Consider the following 23,613-nt stretch of genomic DNA (forward strand, 5'->3'; position numbering starts at 1 on the left):
CTCCAAACAATCCGCCTATGTTGGTAAACTATTTGAAAGTCGCCTGGCGCCACCTCCGTCAAAATAAGGTCCTTTCTTTTATAAATATCTTCGGACTCGCCACAGGTATGGCTTTCGCCTTGCTGGTTTATATGTGGGTACATTATGAACGCAGTTTTGATACGTTCCATACCAACAAGGATCGTATCGCAATGGTGATGAGAAACGTACAGTACAATGGGGTGAAATCTACCTTCGCGGCTACGCCATTGCCCCTATACCAGGAACTGAAAAATAGCTTTCCAGAGGTGCAATATGCTGTGCGTAATTCCTGGCCACAAGAACATAGCCTGCTCGTAAAGGATAACAAATTCCGTAAAAACGGCATGTTTGTAGATCCCGATTTCCTCCATATGTTCTCATTTCCACTCCTGAGTGGCAATAGCGCAACTGCTCTTAAGGAGCAGAATAGTATCATCATTTCCGCCACTACAGCGAAATCGCTGTTTGGTTCCCTGGATGCTGTTGGCAAAACACTGCGACTGGATAATACCTATGACATGCTGATTACGGGCGTTATACAGGATGTGCCGGAAAATTCCTCGGTAAATTTCGACTTCCTAGTAAACTTTGATTTCTACGCTGCTCAACAAAAATTTAATGAACGAGGAATGTCATGGGGAGACAACATTCTCTTGAATATTGTACAACTTCGTGAAGGTACGTCCATGGCAACTTTCACAGAGAAGGTGGAAAGAATCCTCGCGCAGAAATCTCCTGAAACCAAAGATCAGTTCTTCACCGTCCAACCACTTACCCGCTGGCATCTGTATAGCGATTATGTCAACTGGAAAAATGTCGGTGGACGTATTACCTACGTGCAATTATTCATGCTGGTAGGCATCTTCGTGCTGTTAGTGGCTTGTATGAATTTTATGAATCTGACTACTGCCAGATCTGAAAAACGTAGCAGGGAAGTAGGTGTGCGGAAATCCGCTGGCTCCACGCGCAAACAACTCTTTTTGCAATTCATGGTGGAATCATTGCTCACATCTGTACTGGCTTTCTTCATAGCTATTCTACTCCTAGTGCTGATTTATCCTTTCATCCGCGATCTTGGCTTTGAACATATTCACGGGAATGCTTTCAACCTCCGATTGCTGGCGGTGATGTTGCTGGTGTGCATCGCTACTGGTTTTATTTCGGGCATTTATCCGGCAGTGTATTTGTCGGCCTTCAAACCTATTGCGGTGTTGAAAGGCTCCTGGCGCCCGGCTGGCGGTGCTGCCTGGTTCCGTCGGATACTGGTGGTAACGCAATTTTCCATTTCCTGCATACTCATCATTTGCACGATTATTATCTTTCAACAGGTAAGATATGGCCAGCAGCGTAATCCAGGATATAATGCCATGAACCTGATCAACGTACAAGCTAGCGATGATCTGCGGAAGAATTATGATGCGTTGAAGAATGAATTAATGGAGACAAACGTCCTGGAATCGGTCGCGCGCTCTTCGCAACCCATGACTACCTTGTACAATAGCTGGAGCGATTTCAAGTGGGAGGGTAAGGACCCAACCGCAAACATCGCGCTAGACGTGATCATGACGGATTTCGATTTCGAAAAAACTGTAGGATTACAATTTACAAAAGGTCATGCTTTCCGCAGGAACTACAGTACAGATTCTAGTGGTGTCATCATCAATGAGGCGGCTGCAAAAATATTGGGCTTCCAAGACCCACTAGGAAAAACGATCGCAGAAGGAGACCGGCGGTGGACCATACTCGGCGTGGTAAAAGATGTCATCCTAACGGACCCCTTCAAACCCATATCTCCACTGGTTTTCCTATTCAATACAGACCATCCAAATGCAGTACTATTACGCTTGAAACCTAATGTGAATACGGCTGTGGCACTGAATACGCTGCGGCCTATATTCGAAAAATATGACCCTTCGCTACCATTTGCTTATACCTTCACAGACCAAGAATTCGCAAAGAAATTCGATACGGAAAAACAAGCAGGTAAACTGGCAGTCATTTTCTCTGTATTGGCCATATTAATTTCCTGTCTGGGTTTATTTGGATTGGCCATGTACATGGCGGAAAGAAGAACGAGAGAGATTGGTATCCGCAAAACCTTGGGCGCTTCTGTCGTAAACCTCTGGATACTGTTGTCAAAGGAATTTATCTGGATGGTGCTACTGGCCTGTACTATCGCTTCTCCCATTGCATTGTGGATGATGAGCAACTGGTTGAAAAAATATGATTTTCATGTCAGTATAAGTCCTGCTGTGTTTATCGGCACTGGCGCGTTGGCTTTACTGATTGCTATCGCGACCGTCAGTACTCAATCTGTCAAGGCGGCCCTCACTAATCCGGTGAAGAATCTGAAGACAGAATAGCACGTGTCTCTATAAAAAATGAGGTTGTATTTAAAATTAAATGAAAGCTGAAATCTACCGCCTATCGTGCCTGCCCAGCTAAGCGGTACTTCATCAAAAGCTTTCCTGCCTATCGTCTCTGCGCAGATAAACCCAAAGGGAATGAAAGCAAAACTTTCCTGCCTATCGTCTCTGCGCAGATAAACCCAATGGGAATGAAGGCAAAGCTTTCCTGCCTATCGCCTCTGGGCAGATAAACCCAAAGGGAATGAAAGCAAAGCTTTCCTGCCTATCGCCTCTGCGCAGATAAACCCAAAGGGAATGAAGGCAAAGCTTTCTTGCCTATCGCCCCTGCCCAGCGGGCTGGGGCGATAAAAAAATAAGGAAAAGGGTTTGACGTCGCAGACGTCAAACCCTTTTCCTATCAAAATCCTTTTATACTTTCAGTAGAATTATACAGCTACATTAAATTCACGCAGTGTATCATTCAAACTTGTTTTCAAGTCGGTAGAAGCTTTACGCTGACCAATGATCAATGCACAAGATACCTGGTATTCGCCAGCAGGGAATTTCTTGGTATAAGTACCAGGAATTACCACGCTACGAGCTGGTACACGGCCTTTGTACTCAATTGGTTCAGGACCGCTAACATCAATGATTTTGGTAGACTGTGTCAGTACTACGTTTGCACCCAGTACAGCTTCTTTTTCCACGATCACACCTTCTACAACGATACAACGAGAACCTACAAAGCAACCATCTTCGATGATTACAGGACTAGCTTGCAGCGGCTCCAATACACCACCGATACCAACACCACCACTCAGGTGAACGTTTTTACCGATCTGCGCGCAAGATCCTACAGTTGCCCAAGTATCCACCATAGTACCTTCGTCAACGAAAGCACCGATGTTTACGTAAGAAGGCATCAGGATACAACCTTTTGCAATATAGGCGCCGTAACGAGCAATAGCATGAGGAACAACTCTTACACCCAGGTCTTTATAGTTGGTCTTCAGCTTCATTTTATCGTAAAACTCGAAAGGAGGCAGCTCCATAGTTTCCATTGGCTGAATGGAGAAATACATCAGGATAGCCTGTTTCACCCATTCGTTCACTTTCCAGCCGTTGGATGTAGGCTCTGCAACTCTCAGATGTCCCTTGTCAACCGCTTCAATTACCGCTTTGACTGCATCTGAATATACGGTTTCCTGTAACAGACTGCGATCCGCCCAGGCTGCCAGTATTTGTTGTTGTAAATCCATCGTCTTTTTAAATTTTTTGCAAACATAATGCGAATTTTCTTTTCATGCAATTGTGCCTCGCAATGCCGCAAAGAGACAAAGGCGACAAACATTTATTATTTTGCGCTCATGAAAATCGGATTTGACGCTAAACGCGCCTTTCAAAACAATACCGGACTGGGAAATTACAGCCGTAGCCTGATTGATTCCCTGGTCCTGGGCTATCCTGAAAACGACTATTACCTATTTGCTCCGAGAGAAACCACCATGTATAAATGGCAAAATCATACTGATCTGCACCTTGTCACTCCTGAAAAGGCGATTCATCGCTGGTTTAAGTCGGCTTGGCGTAGCAGATTCGTGGTGGATGAACTGGTAAACACAGGGATCGATATCTATCACGGCCTAAGTCATGAAATCCCTTTCGGTATTCATAATTCTGGTGTGAAATCCGTTGTTACCATGCACGACCTGATTTTTGAAAGGTATCCCAGTCAGTATAATCCGATCGATGTCATAACTTACCGTCGGAAGGCGCGCTACGCCTGCGAATACGCGGATAGGGTAGTGGCGATCAGTGAACAGACCAAGCAGGATCTGATTACTTATTACAAGACGCCAGCAGATAAAATCGATGTAGTATACCAGAGTTGTGACCCTTCATTCGCTCAAATCCACTCCCAGGAAGATATTCAGGCCCTGCGTACCCGCTACCAGTTGCCAGCACAATATTTCCTGTATGTAGGTTCTTTGATCGAACGGAAAAATCTGCTGAATATAGTAACTGCCATGCATACACTCCGTGGATCGGATAAATTGCCCCTGGTAGTGCTGGGAAGCGGTTCCGCATATAAAAAGAAAGTACAATCCTGGCTGGCAGCCAATAATATGACGGATCAGGTAATTTTCCTGAATGAACGTGGGCGATTGGCCAATGCTGAATTACCTTTGCTGTATCAAGGAGCGGCTGCATTGGTATATCCATCGCTCTTTGAAGGTTTTGGGATTCCCATCCTAGAGGCTTTGTGGAGTGGTACACCGGTGATTACATCTACTGGATCTTGTTTTGGGGAGACAGCCGGTCCTGCGGCCTTCTACGTGGATCCCTTAGATACGGCTAGTATCGCGGGTGCCATGCGCCAGGTACTGCACCAACCAGCGTTGGTGGAGGAACTGCGTAAAAAAGGATGGCAGCATGCCCAGCGCTTTACTGCGGAGAAATGTGCAGCAGCCATGATGAACGTATATTATAAACTGAAATAACCAGCCTGAATGGAGATATTTGAAGAGGATATTAGTGCCGCATTGCCGATTTTGCGCGATGGCGGATTAATCCTATACCCTACAGACACTATTTGGGGCATCGGCTGCGATGCCACAGACGAAGCCGCCGTGAAAAAGGTATTCCAACTCAAACAAAGAGAGGAAAGTAAAAGTCTGGTCATACTCCTTGCCGATGTCAGAGATCTGCTGCATTATGTGGCCAATCCCCGCCCCGATATGGCGGAAATCATCGCTGGCTTCACCAAACCTACTACCGTGATTTATGAAGGCGCACTGGGCCTGGCTTCCAACGTGATAAATGCAGACGGAACCATTGCGATAAGGATTGTACAAGACCAGTTTTGCCGACATCTCATTAAAAGATTAAGAAAACCCCTGGTATCCACTTCTGCTAATCTCAGCGGCGATCCTTCCCCAGCATCCTTTTCCCAGGTAAACGCGGAAATTGTCAATGGGGTAGATTATGTGGTAAAGTACCGCCAGCAGGAGGATGCAGCCCATACCGCCAGCCGGATTATCCGCATCCACAAAGATGGTAGTATAACCGTAATTCGCGACTAAAGGCGTTATTTCTTACATTTGCGCCCTGGTTTTAGCGAAAGGCACTACATTTAACCGGATTATAACTATATGATTAGCAACAAGCCAATGGATATTCCCTGCTCGCTGCAGGAAAGGAAAATACTGGAAAAGATAGCGCTGGCAGCTAAGGATCTGCACCTGCCTGCCTATCTCATAGGAGGCTTTGTGCGTGATAAAATCCTTGGAAGAAGAACAAAAGATATGGATGTCGTGTGCGTGGGCGATGGTATTGCACTAGCACATAAAGTAGCTGAATCGCTGGGCGAAAAGGTGCCTGTCAGCTTCTTCAAAACATATGGCACCGCCCAAGTGAAATGGAATGAACTGGAAATCGAATTCGTGGGCGCCCGTAAGGAAAGCTATCGCCAGGAATCCCGTAACCCAGAAGTAACGGAAGGGACCCTCCAAGACGATCAGAATCGCCGCGATTTTACGATCAATGCCATGGCTATCAGTCTCCGCGAAGAAGATTACGGCTCCCTATTGGACCCCTTCAACGGCATGGAAGACCTGGAAGCCAAAATTATCCGTACACCGCTGGAACCCTCGCAAACCTTCAGCGACGACCCACTGCGCATGATGCGGGCTATCCGCTTCGCCTCCCAGTTGCAGTTTACCATCGTTCAGGAAGCCTTTACTGCCATCCAAGAGAATGCGGAAAGAATCCGTATCATCTCCCAGGAAAGAATTACGGACGAATTCAATAAAATAATGCTCTCCCCTAAACCTTCTGTAGGTTTGGATTTATTGTATAAATCTGGACTGATGAAGATTATCCTCCCGCAAATGGTAGACCTAGTGGGCGTGGAAATGCTGGAAGGGAAAGGACATAAAGATAATTTCTATCACACTTTACAAGTGGTAGATAATATCTCTCAAAATACCCGCGACCTCTGGTTGCGTTGGGCAGCACTGCTGCACGATATCGCAAAACCAGCTACCAAAAAGTTCGAACCGGGCCATGGATGGACTTTCCACGGCCACGATGCCCTCGGCGGTAAAATGGTGACACGTATCTTCAGCAAGTTCAAATTGCCGATGGGAGATAAAATGCGCTTGGTGAAAAAATTGGTAGAACTACACCTGCGCCCTATTTCACTTACAAAAGAGAATATCACGGACTCGGCTATTCGCAGATTACTCTTCGATGCCGGGGATGATATCGACGGACTGATGTTGCTCTGCGAAGCGGATATCACCTCCAAAAACAAAGTGAAAGTTAAACGCTACCTGGAAAATTTTGAACTGGTACGCGCCCGCATGAAGGAAGTAGAAGAATCAGATCGTATCCGTAATTGGCAACCGCCCATCACCGGTGAAATGATTATGGAAATCTTCGGACTCTCTCCTGGCCGCGTGGTCGGCGACCTGAAAACCGCTATCAGAGAAGCTATCCTGGATGGAGAAATCCCCAACACTTACGAGGCAGCATATGCGTTTATGTTGGAAAAAGCAAAATCTTTCAACTTAACCCCTGTAAAATAAAATTGGTATTTTTACATTACAGAGTTATAGCGTAACTGTTAGCGACACTGCGCGTCATTGAGCGTTAAACCTTTATATATTTATCTAACTTATAACTTATTGTCATGCCGGTTTTGAAATTCAGAGTTTACTGGGAAGAAGATGAAAGCGTTTACAGGGATATTGCTATAAAGCCTAATCAAACGTTTTTACAATTTCACCAGGCAATCCTGCAAGCATTCGAATTCGACTCCAAACATAAGGCGACTTTTTTCCGCAGTAATGACAACTGGCAACGCGGAAGGGAAATAATCCTGGAAATGGATAAAACCCCCCGTAAGGCAGAACCATTGCTTATGTCTGAAACCCCGATCGGCGCTGCTGTGAAGGACCCTAACCAGAAATTTATCTACCTCTATGATTTTGCCAAAAACTGGAGCTTTTTGGTGGAATTAATCGGTGTTTCCAAAGAGGAGAATATTAAAGTTACCTATCCTTTATGCGTACGCAAAGAAGGCCTGGCCCCTAGCCAATATGGTACTAAAGGCCTCGTAGGTGATAAACTCGTGGAAATGGAAGAAAAATATGACCTCAATAAAGAGGGCATGGACGAAGAAGGATTTGGTGAGGAAGGAGAGGAAGACTCCACAGAAAATGATCAGGCAGAAGAGATGGGTGCTGAGGATGATTTGATGTTCTGATATGCAAAAAACAGTAATTGTAATTGCTGGACCCACCGCTTCGGGGAAAACGGCCATGGCTATACGATTAGCCAAACTGTTCAATACCTCTATCATATCGGCTGACTCCAGGCAATGTTATAAAGAAATTAGTATAGGCACTGCGAAGCCATCTCAGGAAGAGCTGGCGGCAGTGCCTCACTATTTTATCGACTCCCATAGTATCCAGGAAGAAGTCAACGCTGGCATGTACGAAAAACTGGCACTCCAATACTGCCAGGAAATTTTTACTTCCAACGATGTGGCTATTATGTGCGGTGGCACCGGCCTGTATATCCGCGCTTTCGCGGAAGGAATGGATGATATGCCACAAATTCCAGCGGAGGTCAGACAAGCCATTATGGCCCAATATGAGGCACAAGGCATCTCCTGGCTCCAAGAAGAAATCCAACGCCGGGACCCCGACTTCTACGCCATCGCAGAAGTGCACAACCCTGCCCGATTGATTCGCGCATTGGAAGTACTGGAAACCACCGGAAAATCTATTACCACCTTCCGCACTGCTGTTAAACGGCAACGTGATTTCCGTATCATCAAAACCGTGATCACATTGCCAAAGGAATTACTCCATGAGAATATCAACAAACGAGTAGACCTAATGGCCGCAGCAGGATTGGTAGCTGAAGTGAAGTCCGTATTACCTTACCGCACCCATAATGCCCTTCGTACAGTGGGCTACACGGAAATATTTGACTACCTGGATGGTAAATTATCGCTGGAACAAGCTTTGGAAGATATTAAAGTACATACCCGACAATACGCCAAACGCCAATTGACCTGGTTTCGCAAAGACAAAGAGTATAATTGGTTCGATGCTCGAGAAGGAGATGAGCTGGAAAATTGGGTAACAAGACAACTTTAGTGCATTTTCTTCTGCTTGTTGTCCCTGCCCAACGGTTAGGGACAACAGAAAAATAAAAATCGCTAAAAGACGCTACGATAAGCACCGGAACTTCTTTCCTGCTTGTTGTCCCTGCCCAGCGGTTAGGGACAACAGAAAAATAAAAATCGCTAAAAGACGCTACGATAAGCACCGGAACTTCTTTCCAGCTTGTTGTCCCTGCCCAACGGGCAGGGACAACAAAAAAAATAAACAAAGGGATTGACGTCGCAGACGTCAATCCCTTTGTTTGATACAGCACTCTTCAGTGCTTATTAAAGACTTCTCAAAATTAAAATTTGAATCCAACAGTAGCCATAATATTACTTCTTTTGAAGTCCACCATAGCAGCAGGAGGGTAGTAATCAGCAATATCAGTAGTATACAACTGATAGAAATCTTTACCCTGTGTATAGCTGTAGGTCAGGTCTACATAGATACCTTTAGTACGTACGCCTACGCCACCGCTGTATGTTCTGCGGGATGCATCTACGCTCATATTGTAGGTATCGTTGGAGTAAGGATTGCCAAATTGTGCAAAACCACCGCGTACCGCGAAGATGCGAGCAAATTTAACCTCTGCACCCACTTTGAAGTTGGAAGCGCTTTTGTAGAGGAAACCGATAGCGTCATTCACTGAACGTGAACCTGCTTTATCATCTGCAAAATTGTATTTGGATTTGCTGTGGTTAACATACTCATAGTCAGCCGCAATAAAACCGGTAACAGCATCTGGATCTTTCAAATTTCCGAAGAAATAAGAAGCGCCACCACTGAGTCGGAGGGGAGCTGTCAGATCGTAGCTATAATCTTTCAACAGGCTGTAATCTGCTGCAGTATTATATTTTTTGCCGCCCCAACCTTCTGTGTCAGAAGCCAGGTCCCCACCTTGCGTGATGTTCATGCTGTACTTGGTAGGAGTGCGGAAGTTAGCACCGATACGGAATCGATCTGTGATTTTATAGAGGATACCGATATTGGCGGCAATACCCAGTCCGGATATTTTAGTATACTGGTTGTAGTCGAAGTATTTGAAATTGTTATTAGGATTACCTGTGTTATCATCTTCAGATACAGACAGCGTTTCCTGGTAATTGATACTAGGAACAACGAGGCCGGCGCCGATATAGAATCTATCACCATAATTACCTCCGAAGGCAATGGTATAATCAGTCAATCCACCTTTGGTATCCAGTGCAGCACGTTGATAGATAGAGGCGAGACCGCCAGTCTGGCGAACTGGAGAGGCTTCAGAAAGCAGATCGGTTTCTCCTTTACTGTTCACATAAGAGTGAATAAGCCCTTGTTTAAAGGCCAATCCAGCACCGGTGGGCGTATATGTTGGGTCCATTGGATTGAAGCCCGCAGACCATAGTTGATCTATCCAGTTTTCTGTATAAGAGGTGGTGCTAGTAACGCCACCGATATTGATCCTGTTATTGAAATTCGCCTGGCGATTGGCGCCAACTGCGAAAGAGAAGTTATTCCAACTGTTAGGGCCAGTAGCTCTGTTGGCGGCAATCACTACGCCAATATTGGGTACTTGGAAGTTAGTGCGACTGCCTTTTATATCCAGTGGATCTGCTTTTGGCAGGTAGGAAGTTGTATTGCTGGAGATACCAACGCCACCGGAGATGAGAAACTCTCCAGTTTTGAAGATACCGATACCGGCCGGGTTGGAAAATGCGGATGAAAAGTCGCCTCCTAATCCTACAGATACGCCTCCTAATGCTTGTGTTCTGGCTGTACCACTGGGCTGCTGATTGGAAATCATCAGTGCGTCTGGAGCAGACTGAGCCATAGCGGAAACAGTTAATAACAACCCTCCCAGAAGAGGATAGATGCTCTTGATCATAAATTAAAACTTAAAAAGATATGCAGGTACTTTCTTTTTGCTTAACCTAACGGGTTATGTTGGCTAAAAACGTTCGTCGACGTGCAATTCGTATGTGGGTAGAAAAGATAAGCGTAGTTTTTGAGGCTACGCTTATCACTAAATGCTTTATTAACGACCACCTCTAGATGGACGGCTACCGCCTCCACCACCGCCGCCGCCTACTCGGCCACCACCACCGCTTGGAGCGCTGTAGCTAGGCTGTGAGTATGAAGGCTGTGAATAGCTAGGTTGACTTTGTTGTGGTCTGCTATATTCCACGCGGGAAGGACGAGAACTGTTATTGCTTGGTTGGTAAACAGGTCTTTCACCGGAAGACTGCTGGAATACCCTGCGAGGTCTTTCTGTGTTTGCTGGAGCCGTATATCCGCCACCGTTATTGTTGGTTGGCTGATAGCTTACTCTGCTTGGACGACCGTAGCCAGTGTTGTTACCAATTGGTTGATAACCACCTCTGTCTGGACGAGGGGTAGAACCACCGGCCATACCACCACTGCGTACAGGACGATTATAGTTATTGTTTACCCTGTTGTATACTGGTCCGTAGGTAGAACGGCTGTAGTATCCGCCGCCATAACCACCACCGTAGTATCCGTGACCATAGTAACCACCCGCATAGTATGGGTAGTAATATGGGTTGTAAGCATAGTAAGGATAACCCCAACCGCCACCGTAGTAGCCATAGCTCCATGGGCTGTAAAATCCGCCCAAACCCCAACCTAAACTGAGACCCATAGAAGAACCCCAGAAAGGACTGTAGCCATAACCAAAGCTGGAATATGGATATCCATAACCCATACCATAGCTCATGCCATAGTTAAAGCTGTTGGCATACATACCATCGTAGTAACCATCCATGTAGCTGCCTCTGTAACTAGACCCACCGCTTCCGAAGCGATCCAAGCGACGCTCATAATCACCCTGCTCGTCACTATAGGTTACATAAGTGCCGCCATCATCGTCTGCGGCAGGTACCGTACTATAGGTATTATCATCCTGGCGGGAATTGCCATTGGAATAATTACCAGCATAGGCAGGGTTCTGTTGCTGACGGGGTGAATAGTATACATCATCCGGCGTACCCGTAGTTCTATACGCGCTGGAACAAGCCCCGAGGGCCAAGGTTCCTGCCAAAATGAAAAAATATGATATAGGCTTCATTTGAAATATATTTTATGCGTGATCTGTACTGTAAATCTACTTTATTTAAACGGATTTTAGCTGAACAAAGTTACAATATACAAACCCCTCTATATTATTTTGTTGCAACTATTTGCTGCTTTATGATTTTCATGTAGGTTTGTAGCATTTTCTTTTTGAATATTAGTCAAAAATTACGCCAGACTATTATTTAATTTTCTTGATATAGGAAAAATTTTATATCAGGATAATTTTACAGATTTTTTGTTTAAATATAAAGATATATAAATTAGATATTTTATTTATGAGTAAAGAGATCACCGCCCGTTCAGCAGATTATTCCCAGTGGTACAACGACTTGGTGCTGAAAGGTGGACTGGCAGACTACTCTGCCGTAAAAGGATGTATGGTTATCAAACCATACGGCTTTGCTTTATGGGAAGCCATGCGCGATGTATTGGACCGCAAATTCAAAGAAACCGGTCACCAGAACGCTTATTTCCCGCTGTTTATCCCCAAAAGCTTCCTCAGTAAAGAAGCAGCACACATCGAAGGGTTCGCTAAAGAATGTGCCGTGGTAACTCACTACCGCCTGAAAAACGACCCCAATGGCGGCGGCGTAGTGGTAGACCCTGAAGCTAAACTGGAAGAAGAACTGATCGTTCGCCCAACTTCTGAAACCATCATTTGGAATACATATAAAGACTGGATCCAGTCATACCGCGATCTGCCCCTGCTCATTAACCAATGGGCCAACGTAGTTCGCTGGGAAATGCGTACCCGCCTGTTCCTGCGTACAGCAGAATTCCTCTGGCAAGAAGGTCACACTGCCCATGCTACTGCAGAAGAAGCCGTAGCTGAAACAACCCAAATGCTGAATGTATATGCAGATTTCGCGGAACATTACATGGCAGTACCAGTTGTTCGTGGGGTGAAAACTGCCAACGAACGCTTTGCCGGCGCTGTAGATACTTACTGTATCGAAGCACTCATGCAAGATGGTAAAGCCCTCCAAGCAGGTACTTCTCACTTCCTCGGCCAGAACTTCGCTAAAGCATTCAACGTACAGTTTTCCAACAAGGAAAATAAACTGGAATACGTATGGGCTACCTCTTGGGGCGTTTCCACTCGCCTGATCGGTGGTTTGATCATGGTGCATTCCGACGACCAAGGTCTGGTACTGCCTCCAAGAATCGCTCCGCTGCAAGTAGTAATCGTGCCTATCTTCAAAGGAGAAGAACAGAAAGCTACCATCGATGCGAAAGTACACGCACTCATAGCGGACCTGAAGAAACTCGGCGTTAGCGTAAAATATGACGACAGCGATAATAACCGCCCAGGTTGGAAATTCGCTGAGTACGAAATGAAAGGCGTACCTGTTCGTATCGCTATCGGCGCAAGAGATATTGAAAACGGCGTTGCTGAAGTAGCCCGCCGCGATAATAAAACGAAAGAAACATTGCCACTAGAAGGCCTGGGCCAACGTATCCAAGACCTTCTGGAAGAAATCCAGCAGAACCTCTTCAACAAGGCTAAGACCTACCGCGATGAACACATCACCCGTGTAGATACCTTCGAAGAATTCAAACAAGTGCTGGACGGAAAAGCAGGTTTCGTAAGCGCTCACTGGGATGGTACCAGCGAAACGGAAGAGAAAATTAAAGAGCTTACCAAAGCAACTATCCGTTGTATTCCGCTTAATAATCCGCAGGAAGAAGGCGTTTGTATACTCACTGGCAAGCCTTCAAAAGAAAGAGTGCTGTTCGCAAGAGCATACTAATAGCAGCATATATCCCTATATGCATGCGGCAAATAATTACAATGAGTGCATTTGCACTCATTGTAATTATTTTTAATTTCTTTCCCTCATTCCAAAAGAAACCAGTAAATTTATCCGATGCCCTCTGTCCGTTACATATTGTTTTGGATGCTGGCCATCTTTTGTGTTAGTACGGTTGCCCGCGCACAGGGCCTCATGATCCGTAACTTCAACGTGAAAGACGGACTGGCAAATGCCACCGTATATGCAGCGGTACAAGATAAAGATGGGTTTATCTGGTTCTCTACTCCCACAGGTGTCAGTAAGTTCGATGGTAAACGCTTTCGCAACTACGCTAAAAAAGATGGCCTGACAGATAACGATGTGGTCAAACTGACCGCAGATTCTAAAGGAAGGGTATGGTTCTTCACCCTCAATGGCAAACCTTCCTATTACTTCAATTCTGTTATTCACAACGAGGAAAACGATACCACTCTTACCTTCAATTCTCATGGACATTACCTCCAATATGCCTTCGAGGGAATAGGAGGAAACCTCATTTGGTTCCTCAACTCCAATAATAGGAGTCTGCTCTATAACGGGAAAAGAATCACCTACGATAAACAAGGCTCCACCGGTAGTGATGTTCGCTTCCTCCTAGCCCGTGATAGTATCTTCCATCCCCTACAGAATGCCTTCCGCCTGGAAACACTGAAAGATCCCAATAACCCTGAACAAAAAATTATTTCCGTACCCCCTTACCCAGTAGATGATCCGGATTTCCGCAGTCGTATTGCTAGCCATCCAGTAGTCATCCTGAAAAATAGCCTCTATTCTTATCGATTTAAAGATGCCATCAGCTTTTTTAATGGACCTGAATGGGGCATCCGAGAAGATATCAGCGATATCTGTCTAGATAATGATAACCTCTGGGTAGGCACGCAACGGGCACTCTACTTCATCAAAAACTTCTTCAAAGGAGAACGAAAAGTAACCCGGCTGCTGGAAAATCACTACATCACCTCCCTTCTCAAAGATCGGGATGGCAATATCTGGATCACTACTTTCGGAGATGGGGTGTATTATATTCCTTATAAGAATTTTTACTTCAGCTATCTCGATAATACCAACGGACTTTATTCTCACTCTATCTTCAGTATCTGTAAAGACAAAAAAACAGATCTGCTACTGATAGGCCAGAATGCTGGTATCCTCAATACCATGGATGCACAGGGAAATATCCGCCAATTTACGCTGGATACGACCACCGGTAGAAATAGCCTGCTCTCCATTATTCCTTACAAGGATAATAGTGTGCTCATCGCTACGGATAATGCCCTTTTTCAGTTCAATACCGCTACGCAACGCCCTAGTTTGCTGCGATCCGTGAAAATGCTGAAAGATGTAGACGTATCCCCATCTGGGAAAATTCGCATTGCTGCTAAAAACCAAGTCATCGCTCTGGATAATTATGTGATCCCTGATTTGGATATGGTGGTCACGTCCATCGCATCGGTAGATGATTCTACTTATTTCGTGGGTACCAATAACGGACTGTATTACTGTTCAGATAATAACCGGCAATTGGTAAGACCTGGCAACAATACGCACCTGAAACAAAGCATCAAGGACCTGAAATGGATCAACGGATTTCTTTGGATAGGTACCAGCGACCAGGGCATTTATGTGATGCACCACGACTCGGTGGTTCGGCATCTCTCTACAGCCAACGGCCTAGCCTCAGATATCTGCCAGCAACTCTATTACGATGGGGTTGGTAAACTATATGTGGCTACCAATAAAGGCGTGAGCGTTATCAATGTAACCAATCAGCATATTGTCCGCAATATTACCTCTAATGATGGCCTGATGTCTGATGACATCCGTGGCGTGTATTCAGATGACGATATGCTGTATATCGCTACTTCCAATGGCTTGTGCTATTTCAAAGGGAATAACATGCCGGTGGATTCTGTACCGCCGGTGATTTACCTCAGTAATATCCGGTATGCAGACAGTACCTTCTTGCCAGCAAAGGATTTCGTTCATTTATATCAGCGAAAATCCTCGTTTGAAGCGGAATTCGGTACCATTGTATTCGATCTGCCGGACCAGGTGGAATACCAGTATAATTTCTCTGGTGACAGTACTACCGGATGGCAAACTACCATGTCCAATTCCAATATTATCCCGTTCCCGGATCTGCAGCCTGGAGTTTACAAGCTGATGGTACGTGCCAGGAAATATAAAAGTGACTGGAGTCAGCCAATCAACCTTAATGTGAGCATATTACCCCGTTGGTACCAGCAATGGTGGGCCAGGGGAATATTACTGTTATTGGGATTACTGGTAATTCTTTTTATTTTACGCTATATTGTACGCAGAATCAAACAATCGGAAAAAAGAAAGACAGAATATAACCGGCGAATCGCAGAGCTGGAAGCCAAAGCCCTGACGAACCAGATGAACCCACATTTCATCTTTAATTCGCTAAATTCAGTACAGCATCTGATTCTGGAAAAAGAAGAAAAACAAGCATTGAATTTCCTGGCCGACTTTGCCACACTAATGCGGCAGATGTTGAATAATTCCCGGAAATCGTATATCTCTTTGGAAGAGGAAATAGCCTTTCTGACCAGGTACCTGGAGCTGGAGAAAATACGCTTTGCTCATTCATTTACCTATAAATTTACCCTTCAGGAATCCCTGAAGGACTATACCATCTATATTCCGCCTATGATCATTCAACCTATTGTGGAAAATGCGATCAAACACGGACTGGCACCGAAAAACAGTAGCGGTTGCCTGGAAATAAGATTGGAAATGTTGGATGATCTGTTATATTGCTCTGTAGACGATGATGGAATAGGATGGGATAAGTCCAATACCTTGAAAAGTACAAGACTGGTAAAACACGAATCTACCGCACTGAGCGTGATTAAGGAGCGATTGCAGATTATAAAATCTTTTAATGGAAGTGTTGGAAAGTTAGAAATTATTGATAAATTTAAATCTGGTTTCGGCAATAAGGAAGGTACCTTAGTTGAAATCCTGATTCCCATTGTTAAGATGTTATGAGTAATATAAAAGCTGCCATTGTCGACGATGAAGTCCGCAACATTCATATTTTGCGAAATATCCTTGAGAATTACTGTAAGGATGTCACTGTAGTGGGAGAAGCGCAAAATATCCATGAGGCGGCAGAAATGATTAAAAACAACCCCATTGATGTACTTTTCCTGGATATCGAGATGCCTCCGCATAACGGGTTCCAGTTGCTGGAAATGTTCCCTGTACTGAACTTTGAAGTAATTTTCATCACAGCTTTTCAGGAATATGCCCTTCAAGCCATCAAATTTGCAGCCCTCGATTATCTACTGAAACCAATCAAAGTAAGTGAAGTAGAAGACGCGCTGGAAAAGGTGAAGAAAAGTAAAAAAGGCCGCCTCAATGAACTGGCCTCCATCCTGAAAGACTATGTAAAGAACAATGATAATGCCTTCTCTAAAATTGTAATCCCCGTTAACGACGGCTACAATGTCATAGACCTGAAAGATATTATCTACTGCGAAGCATTTGACAGCTATACCAAAATACAGTTGATCAATAATGTTTCTCACCTAATCTCAAAGTCGCTGAAAGAATACGAAGAGATGCTCTCCGATAAAGGCTTTTATCGGGTGCATAAGTCTTTCCTGATCAATATTCACCATATTGTCAAGATCATCAAAGGATTGGGTACTGCCGTTGTCATGAGCGATCAGAAGAATATCCCGATCTCCTCCCGCAAAAAAGAAGAGTTCTTTACCCAGTTAAAGGGTGTGATTAATCTTTAATTTATAAAATTTAATGATATTTAACAGCCGGTTAGCTTGCGCTTAACCGGCTTTTTTATGCATTCACAAGGTAATTTTCGCATTTGACGGGAAAGCATAAATATTATCATATCTATATCCTATTTTCAATATGGGTTTTCATAGATATGGCTGATTACCTGTGAAGTTTTTTCAGGCAATGCAGGTATTGCTTAAGATAAAAAGGGTCACCAGGGGTGACTCTTTTTATTTGTATGAACTGCTTCGGGAGTCCATAAAAAAAAGGCGGTCTGGTCAGACCGCCTTTTTCGTAATGCTTGCGCTTTGATTAGAAGCTTTCCCTGGCAGCGCTGCCAGTTTGAATATTGTAATAGTAGATATTAGTGCTTTTTTCTGGATATAATCCAATCAGTTGAACGGTGGATTTTTTATCCAGCACTTTCGCCAGTTCATCCGGCGTGGTAATGGTTTGGTCGCCAGCTTTGATAATGAGGAAGCCGGGAGCCATGGTTGTTTGTTTTTTTAGGATACCATTGCCAATAGCACTTACCCAAACACCGCCACGAATACCGAGTCTGCGAGCGTCATCTTTATCCAGTGCGGATAAATCTGCGCCCAATCGGTCTATCATAGTGGTTTTTACCACATCGGTATTACCAGCCAGGTTTCGCAGGACTACATTCTCAGCAGTCATTTCCTTGTTATTGCGCAAGTACGTGATGGTGATTTTATCGCCTGGTTTATAGCGGGCAATTTGTTCTGTCATCTGGGATGCACCAGGAATAGGCACTCCGTTGATTTTGATGATGATATCGCCCGTTTTGAGGCCGGCAGCTTTAGCAGAACCATTGTCTACCACTTCCGTAATCTGTACGCCTGGAGCATCTCTTCTTACACCCAGTTCTTTCAACTGGTCATCGGTAAGGGAAGCAATGACAGAACCAGGCATATAGGAAACACCTAAGTAAGCACGTTGCACATTACCGTATTTCATCAGGTCGTTCACTACTTTTTTCACCAGGTTTACTGGGATGGCGTAAGAGTAACCTGCATAAGAACCGGTAGGAGAGGCGATAGCGGAGTTGATACCCACTAGCTCACCGTTGGTGTTGACGAGGGCGCCACCACTGTTACCTTGGTTAACGGCAGCATCGGTTTGGATAAATGATTCTATAGCGCTGTTACGGGAACCGCGACTCTTATTAATCCCGATCGTGCGTGACTTAGCACTTACGATACCGGCAGTAACCGTTGCATCTAGGTTCAGCGGATAACCTACCGCCAGTACCCATTGTCCGATTTCTACATTGTCGGAGTTGCCATACAGTAAGTAGGGCAATCCACTTGCCTCAATTTTGATAACAGCCAAGTCTGTGCTTGGATCTGCACCGATCAATTTCGCCTTATAGGTTTTACCACTGTTAGAGAGTGATACCGCTATGTCATCTGCGTCATCGATCACGTGGTTGTTGGTAACGATATAACCATCGTCAGAAATCAACACGCCGGAACCAGAAGCCATCTGGCCTGGAATGTAATATCTGCGGCCATCTCCGCTACCGTTAAATTCATCGCCGAAGAAATCATCGCCGAAGAGATCCTGCAAGATAGAACGTTTACGCTGCAGGTTATTACCGTTGGTTACCTGGCGGGGATTGATTTTCGTCTTGATATGAACCACTCCTGGTACCGCGGTTTTTGCAGCCGCTGTAAAATCAGATGGGGGTAATGCACCACTATTGTGTTCCGTGCCGGGCATATACCGGGCATAATTCACAGGTATGTCGGCTGAGCCATTCTGGAAAATTCCTGCCTGTCTGGGTTGGATATATTTGCTGTACACAAATATGGAGGCAGAAGCGGTCACAATGCTGATAAGGACAATTGTAACAATTTGCTTGAATTTCATATTATAGTGTGTTTAGCGTACGAATAAATTTGTAACACGCACTTCAGGTCAATTTTAATGCCTTCGATACAAATTTAATATCCGTGTTTAATCAAATATCCTTGTCTCTCTTCACTTTAACAGTTTTTTATATCAATCGTTAATTTAAATTAAAGATTAACGGATATCGGGCTGACAACCCTTCATTTACCACCTGACAGGATAACAATCTGATGCGACATTTTGTTAGATGCCCAGTAAAAATGCCATAGTATCTACCCCATCAGCATATTCCTGGAGTGCTGGTTGTTGTGCGTACCCGAAAGGTATAAAATCCTTTCCTACCAGGCATTGCAGTACTTCGTCCTGATGAAGGGAAGCAGCCAATTCCTGGATATCATCATAATAACCATAATTCAGTACGCTCAGCGGACTAAACAGGGATTCCGCTTCATGTAACAGCAGGGTGCCATTGGTGATATAAGGACTGTTATTTAGGAGCAGCAAGGCCAGGTTATAATCGTAATTGTTTTTGTACTTGTGATGATCCATCAGGTAGCTGTACTTGTTGAGTGCATCCAGTAGGGGTTGGAAATTATAATCCCTTGGTACAAATATTTTGGTCACATTGCGGCATCCCAGGCCGAAATAAAGCATAATATCATCTGCGAGGGCTTCCAGTTCGGCCGGGGTTTCTTTACCGGTAAGTACTGCTGCGGAAGTGCGGTTATGGCGAATGATATGTGGATATTTAGCGAAATAGTAATTGAAATAGCGGGCAGAATTGTTGCTGCCTGTGGCGATATAAGCCTCACAGTCCTTCAGCATGTCCAAAACTTCCGTCTGGCCGGCTGTTTCAGGGTACCATTCCTCCATTTTGCTCAGGATATGCTTCATGAGGATTTCATCCTTACCGGAGAGCTTCAGTTTCACTTGATGGCCACTGATAAATCCGCAGAGCCAATCATGGAACCCTACCAGGGGAATATTTCCCGCTGCCACAATACCCACTTTACGAGGAGTACGGTCTGCTGTTACAGCAGGATAGGACTGCAGCCATTGCTGGAGTTTGGCAGGTTCCAGGAAGTATTGGCAGATATTTTCCAGCGCATTGTTGATAAATGCCGGGATAAACCATCCATTGGCGATATAAGCCCTCTCCTTAACCACTTCCCATTCAGGGCTGTTTCCGGCCAGGTATTGGCCCAGGCGCACCAGCGCTGCTTCTTTTTCTGCTATATTCATGAATCTTTAATAAATAATGACTTGATTAAACCCGGAAAATTATATTTTTGTCCACAAAATTAATGGCTTACTACTTAAACAAAAAGTTTACTCTATGGCAATTAAGATAACAGACGAATGTATTAACTGCGGCGCTTGCGAACCAGAATGCCCAAACAATGCAATTTATGAAGGCGGAGTGGAATGGGCCATTGCTGATGGAACCAGTGTAAAAGGAACTTATACCCTGATGGATGGCTCCACTATGGATGCTGATCAGCGTAATGCTCCTATTAGCGTAGATACATACTACATCGTTCCTAATAAATGTACTGAATGCCAGGGATTTCATGAGGAACCACAATGTGCAGCTGTTTGCCCTGTAGACTGCTGTGTACCAGACGAAATGTACCAAGAAACAGTAGATGAACTGCTGGGTAAGAAAGAAAAACTGCACATGTAGTTAATATATTCAAAGGAAGCTAGAACCGCTCTGGAATGGTGCCAGAGCGGTTTTTTTATGCTCATAACAGTCTTCGTATATACGCTGGACGTTAGGTAATCATAGGTAGGCATCGTACCTTGCCAGTGACATAGATTAATAACTAAATCTTATTCCCTATGGCATTAAAAATTAATGAATGCCCCAACAACGCCATTTATGAACAAGGCGTAGAATGGTCCCTGGCAGAGGGGACCTCCCTCAAAGGACAGGTAGTCCTCAGGAACAATGAACCGCTGGATACCAGCCAGCGAAAACCCCCTCTCAGCAACGATATCTTTTACATCGTCCCGGACAAATGCACGGAATGCCAGGGTTTCCATGAAGCACCCCGCTGCGCGGATGTTTGCCCCGTAGATGCCTGTGTTCCGGACGAATTGTACAGAGAAACGCTTGACGAACTACTCGAGAAACAGGCTTTTCTCCATGCTGAATAACACACGATAGCTTTGCTGGAGCCCGGCCCCTGGCCGGACTCCCTTCTTTCCGCTATTATTTTCTGGCCTCTTGTACGGCAAAAAACTTTCCTTAACTTTACCCGCTTATAGCTCAGTCATCTTATGAAGAAAAATATTGCTTTAGTTGCCGGTGGCTACTCCGGAGAATATGTAATTTCAGTACAAAGCGCTGTTACCATTGAGAAAAACCTGGACAGCAACAAGTATGCGGTCTATAAAATTATTGTTACCCGCGAGGGCTGGACACACACTGCTCCTGATGGCCAACAATATGAGGTGGATAAGAATGATTTTTCCCTGACCATCAATGGGAATAAAATCAAATTTGACTGTGTTTTTATCGGTATTCACGGCACTCCTGGCGAAGATGGCCGCCTGCAAGGATATTTTGAAATGCTGGACATTCCATACACTAGCTGTGGAATGGTTACCTCTGCACTGACCTTCAACAAAAGCTATTGCAATAAAGTAGTGGCGGCGTTAAATGTGGTGAATGTTTCCAAATCCGTTCATATCTTCAATAATCAGCCTTATAATACCCAGGATATCCTCCAGCAACTGCACTTACCGATATTTGTAAAGCCTGCAGAAGGTGGCAGCAGTATCGGTATGTCAAAAGTTAAAACTGCAGAAGAGCTGCAACCAGCTATTGACAAAGCTTTCAAGGAAGATTCCCAGATCCTGATCGAAGAATTTGTAAAGGGTAGAGAACTGACAATTGGCGTATACCGCGCTGGTGGCCAGTTGCATGTACTCCCTATTACAGAGGTAGTGAGCAGCAAAGAGTTCTTCGACTACGAAGCGAAATATACACCAGGCGTTTCCAACGAAATCACGCCAGCTCCTGTACCTGCTGAAATTACAGCCCTGGTACAACAAACCGCTTCTAAACTGTATAACCTGCTGAACTGTAAAGGCATCACCCGAATCGACTTTATTTGGGAGGAAGCCAATAATAAACTATTTTTCCTGGAAGCCAACACCATGCCCGGTCAGTCTGAAAACAGCCTGATCCCGCAACAGGTAAGGGCTGCAGGGATGACTTTGACCGACTTCTACGGCGCTGTGCTGGAAGAAGCGATGAAAGGCTAACCTGTAACTGATTTATCACTTTTAACGTAATAAACTGTGTTTGATTTTATTACTAAACGATCTTTTGTAGTCAATGTGGTGGCGGTGATTGCCATGTTTTTCCTGTTGGCTGTCATCTTCTTTACGATGCTGCCTATCATTACCAAACATGGTAAACAGCTCACAGTGCCTGATGTAAAAGGTTTGAATGTTAAAAATGCTATTGCCAAACTGGAAGCTGCTGGATTTGATGCAGAAGTGAGAGATTCTATTTTTATCGATAGTATTCCGCCACTGGCAGTATGGGCCCAAACGCCCGATAAAGGGGCGGAAGTGAAAATGGGTAGAACCATCCACCTGACCGTCAATAAAACCGTAGCCCCAATGGTGGCTATGCCGGACTTAGAAGGACTTACCTTCCGTAGTGCGGAAATGATGCTGAAAAGTCTGCGCCTGAATGTAGGGGATACTATCTATAAACCGGATTTCGCTACCAATACGGTGTTGCAACAGCTCCTAAATGGCAAAACACTGAAACCCGGTACCATGGTGGCGGAAGGAACCAATATCACCCTGATTCTCAGTAGTGGTAGAGGAAGCGTGGAGAACCCAGTACCTGATTTTATCGGTCTGACTTATGCAGAAGCAAAGGAAATCCTGAGCGCCAGCAATCTAAACCCAGGTTCAGTAATTATCGATCCAAATGTATCAGATACCCTGAATGCCTACATTTACAAGCAGTATCCTACCCGTAAGAACGAAATCGGGGATTTCAATATGGTAAGAGCTGGGGAAGCCGTAGATCTCTACCTATCTGCTACCAAACCGGTGAAAGATAGTTCTGGAGCTGCACAGCAGCCTCCTGCGGGTGAGTAGGAAAAATTGGTTAATTTTACTGGTAATCAACAATCATTAAAAAAGAAAAGTATGCAAAACATAACTGCTGAAGAATTAAAAGCACGTCTGGATGCTGGTGAGCAACTGACACTGGTGGATGTAAGAGAACCACACGAACGCGCTGAATTCAATATTGGCGGCATTCATGTGCCATTGGGTCAAATCCAGATGATGCAAATCGATGAACTGGAAGGACTGGAAGGTAAAGAAGTAATCGTTTACTGCCGCAGTGGTAACCGCAGCGGACAAGCAGCTATGTCACTGGAAACACAAGGCTTCACCAATGTGTTGAACCTGGCCGGCGGTATGCTGAAATGGAGAGAAATCTACGGTTAATCCGTGTTTTTGATATTTTTATCGAGATAATTCCGGGAGCAGCAAAATGCTCTTGCCGACAAAAAAAGGGGA

At 44.8% G+C, this 23,613-nt stretch carries 19 protein-coding genes; 14 read left to right on the plus strand and 5 right to left on the minus strand.

Translation table 11 applies throughout. The annotated features are described in order from the left end of the window. Positions 1 to 17: 17 nt before the first annotated feature. Positions 18 to 2,384, plus strand: coding sequence for an ABC transporter permease (locus JO154_RS12490; RefSeq protein ID WP_291945888.1), 2,367 nt, complete (start codon positions 18 to 20; stop codon positions 2,382 to 2,384). 431 nt (positions 2,385 to 2,815) lie between these two features. Here the strand turns inward: JO154_RS12490 and JO154_RS12495 are convergent, their stop codons facing one another. After that, positions 2,816 to 3,628: a 2,3,4,5-tetrahydropyridine-2,6-dicarboxylate N-succinyltransferase gene (locus JO154_RS12495; protein WP_111595502.1), complete on the minus strand. Its 813-nt coding sequence runs from the start codon at positions 3,626 to 3,628 to the stop codon at positions 2,816 to 2,818. Positions 3,629 to 3,736: 108 nt separating this feature from the next. Here JO154_RS12495 and JO154_RS12500 point away from each other — a divergent pair, with 108 nt between their 5' ends. From JO154_RS12500 to miaA, 5 genes are all read left to right on the plus strand, one after another. Next, positions 3,737 to 4,870: a glycosyltransferase family 1 protein gene (locus tag JO154_RS12500; RefSeq protein WP_291945892.1), complete on the plus strand. Its 1,134-nt coding sequence runs from the start codon at positions 3,737 to 3,739 to the stop codon at positions 4,868 to 4,870. A 9-nt stretch (positions 4,871 to 4,879) separates the two neighbouring features. Further along, positions 4,880 to 5,452 carry an L-threonylcarbamoyladenylate synthase gene (locus JO154_RS12505; RefSeq protein ID WP_291945894.1) on the plus strand — a complete coding sequence of 191 codons (573 nt, stop codon included), beginning with the start codon at positions 4,880 to 4,882 and terminating at the stop codon, positions 5,450 to 5,452. A gap of 69 nt (positions 5,453 to 5,521) precedes the next feature. Continuing rightward, complete coding sequence (locus JO154_RS12510; RefSeq protein WP_291945896.1) at positions 5,522 to 6,958, plus strand: HD domain-containing protein; 1,437 nt, start codon at positions 5,522 to 5,524, stop codon at positions 6,956 to 6,958. Positions 6,959 to 7,062: 104 nt separating this feature from the next. Then, a complete protein-coding gene (locus JO154_RS12515) occupies positions 7,063 to 7,638 on the plus strand; it encodes a hypothetical protein (protein WP_291945898.1) in 576 nt (191 codons plus the stop codon). Between the two features lies 1 nt (position 7,639). Then, positions 7,640 to 8,539: a tRNA (adenosine(37)-N6)-dimethylallyltransferase MiaA gene (gene miaA / locus JO154_RS12520; protein ID WP_291945900.1), complete on the plus strand. Its 900-nt coding sequence runs from the start codon at positions 7,640 to 7,642 to the stop codon at positions 8,537 to 8,539. A 310-nt stretch (positions 8,540 to 8,849) separates the two neighbouring features. On the opposite strand, the gene JO154_RS12525 is transcribed toward miaA, so the two are convergent. Next, positions 8,850 to 10,412, minus strand: coding sequence for a hypothetical protein (locus JO154_RS12525; protein WP_291945902.1), 1,563 nt, complete (start codon positions 10,410 to 10,412; stop codon positions 8,850 to 8,852). Positions 10,413 to 10,562: 150 nt separating this feature from the next. After that, positions 10,563 to 11,612: a hypothetical protein gene (locus JO154_RS12530; RefSeq protein WP_291945904.1), complete on the minus strand. Its 1,050-nt coding sequence runs from the start codon at positions 11,610 to 11,612 to the stop codon at positions 10,563 to 10,565. A gap of 283 nt (positions 11,613 to 11,895) precedes the next feature. On the opposite strand from JO154_RS12530, the gene proS reads away from it, so the two are divergent. The 3 genes from proS (at position 11,896) to JO154_RS12545 (ending at position 17,186) form a co-directional block, all read left to right on the plus strand. After that, the gene (gene proS / locus JO154_RS12535; RefSeq protein WP_291945906.1) at positions 11,896 to 13,371 is read left to right on the plus strand and encodes a proline--tRNA ligase; all 1,476 of its coding nucleotides are present in this window, start codon (positions 11,896 to 11,898) and stop codon (positions 13,369 to 13,371) included. Positions 13,372 to 13,518: 147 nt separating this feature from the next. After that, the gene (locus tag JO154_RS12540) at positions 13,519 to 16,428 is read left to right on the plus strand and encodes a histidine kinase (protein WP_291945908.1); all 2,910 of its coding nucleotides are present in this window, start codon (positions 13,519 to 13,521) and stop codon (positions 16,426 to 16,428) included. Beyond that, positions 16,425 to 17,186, plus strand: coding sequence for a LytTR family DNA-binding domain-containing protein (locus JO154_RS12545; protein WP_111595513.1), 762 nt, complete (start codon positions 16,425 to 16,427; stop codon positions 17,184 to 17,186). The genes JO154_RS12540 and JO154_RS12545 overlap by 4 nt, the downstream gene beginning before the upstream one ends. Positions 17,187 to 17,493: 307 nt before the next feature. Here the strand turns inward: JO154_RS12545 and JO154_RS12550 are convergent, their stop codons facing one another. Both JO154_RS12550 and JO154_RS12555 read right to left on the minus strand, forming a co-directional pair. Continuing rightward, complete coding sequence (locus tag JO154_RS12550) at positions 17,494 to 19,074, minus strand: trypsin-like peptidase domain-containing protein (protein ID WP_291945910.1); 1,581 nt, start codon at positions 19,072 to 19,074, stop codon at positions 17,494 to 17,496. A gap of 225 nt (positions 19,075 to 19,299) precedes the next feature. Beyond that, complete coding sequence (locus tag JO154_RS12555; protein WP_291945912.1) at positions 19,300 to 20,298, minus strand: acyl-CoA reductase; 999 nt, start codon at positions 20,296 to 20,298, stop codon at positions 19,300 to 19,302. Positions 20,299 to 20,392: 94 nt separating this feature from the next. Here JO154_RS12555 and JO154_RS12560 point away from each other — a divergent pair, with 94 nt between their 5' ends. The 5 genes from JO154_RS12560 to JO154_RS12580 all read left to right on the plus strand — a co-directional run bounded on the left by JO154_RS12560 (position 20,393) and on the right by JO154_RS12580 (position 23,541). Next, positions 20,393 to 20,740, plus strand: a complete 348-nt coding sequence (locus tag JO154_RS12560) for a 4Fe-4S dicluster domain-containing protein (RefSeq protein ID WP_291945914.1) — start codon at positions 20,393 to 20,395, stop codon at positions 20,738 to 20,740. A 158-nt stretch (positions 20,741 to 20,898) separates the two neighbouring features. Next, the gene (locus JO154_RS12565; protein WP_291945916.1) at positions 20,899 to 21,216 is read left to right on the plus strand and encodes a ferredoxin; all 318 of its coding nucleotides are present in this window, start codon (positions 20,899 to 20,901) and stop codon (positions 21,214 to 21,216) included. 123 nt (positions 21,217 to 21,339) lie between these two features. After that, positions 21,340 to 22,329: a D-alanine--D-alanine ligase gene (locus JO154_RS12570; RefSeq protein ID WP_291945918.1), complete on the plus strand. Its 990-nt coding sequence runs from the start codon at positions 21,340 to 21,342 to the stop codon at positions 22,327 to 22,329. Positions 22,330 to 22,365: 36 nt separating this feature from the next. Then, positions 22,366 to 23,184 (plus strand): PASTA domain-containing protein, encoded by an 819-nt coding sequence (locus JO154_RS12575; RefSeq protein WP_291945920.1) that lies wholly within the window; start codon positions 22,366 to 22,368, stop codon positions 23,182 to 23,184. Between the two features lie 51 nt (positions 23,185 to 23,235). Further along, the gene (locus tag JO154_RS12580) at positions 23,236 to 23,541 is read left to right on the plus strand and encodes a rhodanese-like domain-containing protein (protein ID WP_291945923.1); all 306 of its coding nucleotides are present in this window, start codon (positions 23,236 to 23,238) and stop codon (positions 23,539 to 23,541) included. Positions 23,542 to 23,613 lie beyond the last annotated feature (72 nt).

It is taken from the genome of Chitinophaga sp., assembly GCF_019236475.1.
In the GTDB taxonomy this organism is placed as follows: Bacteria; Bacteroidota; Bacteroidia; order Chitinophagales; family Chitinophagaceae; genus Chitinophaga.